Here is a 3,636-nt window from a genome sequence, read left to right on the forward strand (position 1 = left end):
CTGGTGGAGGTCATCGAGATGGCGGTCACGGCGCACGAGCGGCGGACCGGCACGAAGGTGGCGCGCAGCCTCAACGCCGCCCCCCGGCGCAGCGCGCCGCATTCCACCCTGATCTGCGTCTACCGCTTCGTCCAGGAGGCGCTCATGAACGCCTTCCGCCATGCCGGCGGCGCCGGGCAGCAGGTGGCCTGCAGGCTGGTCTCCGCCCGCTTCGAGGTGAGCGTCCAGGATTCCGGGCAGGGCTTCGACGCCGGGGCACGGGACCGGCACGGCCCGGGCCTCGGCCTGAACGGCCTGCGCGAGCGGGTGGAGAGCATCGGCGGGGAGTTCCGGGTCGAGAGCGCGGTCGGCCACGGGACCAGGCTGACCATGACGCTGCCCCAGGATGGCCCGGCATGATCGATCCGATCCGCATCGTCGTGATCGACGACCACCCGCTGTTTCGCGGTGGGGTGGTGCGCAGCCTCGCCGAGACGGGTGGCTTCGACATCGTGGGCGAGGGCGGGTCGGCCGAGGAGGCGCTGGAGCTGGTCGCCCGGCACCTGCCGGACATGGTCCTGCTCGACATCTCCATGCCGGGCGGCGGCATCGCCGCGGCCGGCCGGATCGGCGCCGGCTTTCCCGCCGTGACGATCGTGATGCTGACCGTCTCCGAGGCGGACGAGGACGTGCTCGCGGCGCTCAAGGCGGGTGCGCGGGGCTACGTGCTCAAGGGCGTGGGTGCCGAGGAGCTGGTGGCCATCCTGCGCGACATCGCCAGCGGCGGCGCCTATGTCTCCCCGTCGCTGGCCGCCCGCATCCTCAGCACCATGCAGGAGCGGGCCGCGCGCCCGGCCGCGGCCGAGGCCCAGCCCGCCGATCTGTCCCGTCGCGAGGAAGACATCCTGCGCCTGGTCGGCTGCGGGATGAGCAACAAGGAGGTGGCGCGGGAGCTCGACCTCCAGGAGAAGACGGTCAAGCACTACATGACCAACATCCTGCAGAAGCTGCAGGTGCGTAATCGGGTCGAGGCCGCCATCGCCGCGCGCCGGCGCGGCCTCCTGCCCTGATCCGCCGGCACCTCAGCCCGGCCCGGCCGGCTCCGGCCGCAGGACATGGGTATGGTCGGCCGCATAGAGGCGGCTGTCCGAGAACTGGCCCGGATCCAGCACCCGGCCGACCATGATCAGCGCGGTCCGGGTCAGGCCCAGCCCCTTCACCTTGGCGCGGATGTCGCCGAGCGTTCCCTGGATGATCTGCTGGTCCGGCCAGGTCGCCCGGTAGACCACCGCCACCGGCATGTCCTCGCCCAGGACCGGGACGAGTTCGCGGACCACGCGCGCCAGGTTGTTGATCGAGAGATGGATCGCCAGCGTGGCGCCGGTCCGGGCGAACGAGGCGAGTTCCTCGCCCGCCGGCATCGCCGAGGCACGCACGGTGGTGCGGGTCAGGACGATCGACTGGGCGACGTCCGGCAGGGTCAGCTCCGTACCGAGCTCCGCCGCAGCCGCGGCAAACGCCGGCACGCCCGGGGTGATGGTGTAGGGGATGCCCAGCGCCGCGAGGCGGCGGATCTGCTCGGCGGTGGCGCCATAGATCGAGGGATCGCCGGAATGGACCCGCGCGACGTCCTGGCCCCGGCCGTGCGCCGCCTCGATCAGCGCCATGATCTGGTCGAGATGCAGAGGTGCCGTGTCCACCACCTCCGCATCGACCGGGGCGGCCTCGACGATGGCACGCGGCACCAGCGAGCCGGCATAGAGGCAGACCGGGCAGCGCCGGATCAGCTCCAGCCCCCGCACGGTGATGAGGTCGGCGGCACCGGGGCCGGCGCCGATGAAATGGACGGTCATGCGGATTTCCGGTGATAGCCGCGCGGGGTGAGCACCAGCGTACGGCCGGACGGCAGGGTCACGGCGCGGCTGTTGGACGAGCCGACCAGGACCAGGGACAGCATGTCGACCGCTTCGGGGTCGAGGGCCGCCAGCGTGGTCACCGTCACCGCCTCCTCCGGCCGGCCCAGGCTGCGGGCGATCGCCACCGGCGTGTCGGCGGGGCGGGCCTCCAGCAGGATGGTCTTGGCGAGCGGCAGCAGGTCGCGCCGCCGCCGGCTCACCGGGTTGTAGAAGGCGATCACGAAGTCGCCCTGCGCGGCAGCCTGCAGGCGGCGCTCGATCTCGGCGCGCGGTGTGAGCAGGTCGGAAAGCGAGATCGCGCAGAAATCATGGCCGAGCGGCGCACCCAGCCTCGCCGCTGCCGCCTGCATGGCACTGATGCCCGGCCCCACCACCAGCTCGACCCGCGCCCAGGCCGGGTCCTCCGGCCGCTCCAGGAGTTCCACCAGCGGCGAGGCCATGGCGAAGATGCCGGCATCGCCCGAGCAGACCAATGCCACGTCGTGCCCCTGGGCCGCCAGCGCCAGGGCATGACGGCAGCGCGCCTCCTCCTCGCCCAGGTCGAAGTCATGGCGCCGGCAATGGCCGATCCGATCGGCCACCAGGTCGAGATAGAGCCGATAGCCGACCACATCGCTGGCAGACGCCAGCAGGGCTTCCACCTCCCGGGTCCGCCATTCCGGCTGGCCCGGCCCCACGCCCAGCACGGCCAGCCGGCCGCGCGCCCGCCCGACCACCCCCGGATCGACCGGCAGCGGTGCGAGCCCGACCGCGCAGGTCACCCGCGGGCCCGCCTGCTTGGCCACGAGCAGCCTACCCGCCGGCCCGACCCCGGCCAGCGCCGCCCCCTCGGCCACGCCATGGCAGCCGACCTCGCGGAACACCAGCTCGGACGGGTTGGCCAGCCGTGCCGTCTGCTCCCGGAGCTCGGCCACAGTGAAGAACCTGACCGGCACGCCCAGATGCCCCGCCAGCGCGTGGATGGCCGGCTCGTCGGCCTTCAGGTCGATCGAGGCGACGCAGGCGATCGCTTCCGGCGCCAGCCCGGCCCGGCCGAGGCAGGCCGCCACATGATCGATCAGCAGGCCGGCCGGCGCGTTGCGTTCGCAGCCCACCCCCAGCACCAGCCGGCGCGGATGCCAGACCAGCTGCCCCGGCTGCGCGGCAACGGCCTGCTCGGTCAGCCGGATCGTCCAGCGGCTGGCCGGATCCGCCGCGAGGCCTGCCAGACCCGCTTCGTGCGCCAGCCCCGCCGGATCGTCAAACCGGACGCCGCCGCCTTCCAGCAGATGGGCGGTCAAAGCCTTGACCGGTGTCGGGTCCGGGCAGGCGAAGCCCGCCGGCGGCTCGTCCAGCGCCAGGCCCAGCCGCAGGTCGCCTGCCGTCGTGATGGCGGGATGGGCACCCAGGGCGGCACCGATCTCCCGGGCCAGCCGGTTGGCGCCGTGATGGCCGCCCAGGAGCGGCACGACGCTGGAGCCGCCCTCGGCCACCGCCAGGACCGGCGGCTCCACCGACTTGTCGGCCAGGGCCGGCGCCACCGCCCGGATCGCGATACCCGCGGCACCCAGGAAGACGATCGGCCGGCCCTGGCGGAACAGGCCCAGCAGGTGCTCCGTCGCCTTGGCGAAGCTCGTGTCGACCGCGAGCCCAACCGGGCCATGGACCTCGGCACCGGACAGGGCCGCCGCGATCCGGCGGGCCAGGGGCAGGCCGCGCGCGCCCAGGATGACGATCGCGGTCATGGCAGCTCGCGCGGGCG

4 protein-coding genes are annotated in these 3,636 nt (G+C 73.5%); 2 read left to right on the top strand and 2 right to left on the bottom strand.

Features of this window, described 5'->3' with window-relative positions; genetic code table 11:
• The coding region (locus VNS22_RS14315) for a sensor histidine kinase (protein ID WP_325733525.1) at positions 1-399 on the top strand (399 nt) is incomplete at its 5' end.
• The gene (locus VNS22_RS14320; RefSeq protein WP_325733527.1) at positions 396-1,049 is read left to right on the top strand and encodes a response regulator transcription factor; all 654 of its coding nucleotides are present in this window, start codon (positions 396-398) and stop codon (positions 1,047-1,049) included. The genes VNS22_RS14315 and VNS22_RS14320, both read left to right, overlap by 4 nt.
• A gap of 12 nt (positions 1,050-1,061) precedes the next feature.
• On the opposite strand, the gene cobM is transcribed toward VNS22_RS14320, so the two are convergent.
• Entirely contained in the window at positions 1,062-1,832 is a 771-nt protein-coding gene (gene cobM / locus VNS22_RS14325; protein WP_325733529.1) for a precorrin-4 C(11)-methyltransferase, read from the bottom strand.
• Positions 1,829-3,619 (bottom strand): precorrin-3B C(17)-methyltransferase, encoded by a 1,791-nt coding sequence (gene cobJ / locus VNS22_RS14330; protein ID WP_414653362.1) that lies wholly within the window; start codon positions 3,617-3,619, stop codon positions 1,829-1,831. The genes cobM and cobJ overlap by 4 nt, the downstream gene beginning before the upstream one ends.
• Positions 3,620-3,636: the final 17 nt, after the last annotated feature.

Origin of the sequence: Geminicoccus sp. (assembly GCF_035556675.1) — a bacterium.
Classification (GTDB): Bacteria; Pseudomonadota; Alphaproteobacteria; order Geminicoccales; family Geminicoccaceae; genus Geminicoccus.

Excerpts from the sequence above, each read along its gene's own strand:
- cobM (WP_325733529.1), bottom strand. The coding sequence starts at position 1,832 with ATGACCGTCCATTTCATCGGCGCCGGCCCCGGTGCCGCCGACCTCATC.
- cobJ (WP_414653362.1), bottom strand. The coding sequence starts at position 3,619 with ATGACCGCGATCGTCATCCTGGGCGCGCGCGGCCTGCCCCTGGCCCGC.
- VNS22_RS14320 (WP_325733527.1), top strand. The coding sequence starts at position 396 with ATGATCGATCCGATCCGCATCGTCGTGATCGACGACCACCCGCTGTTT.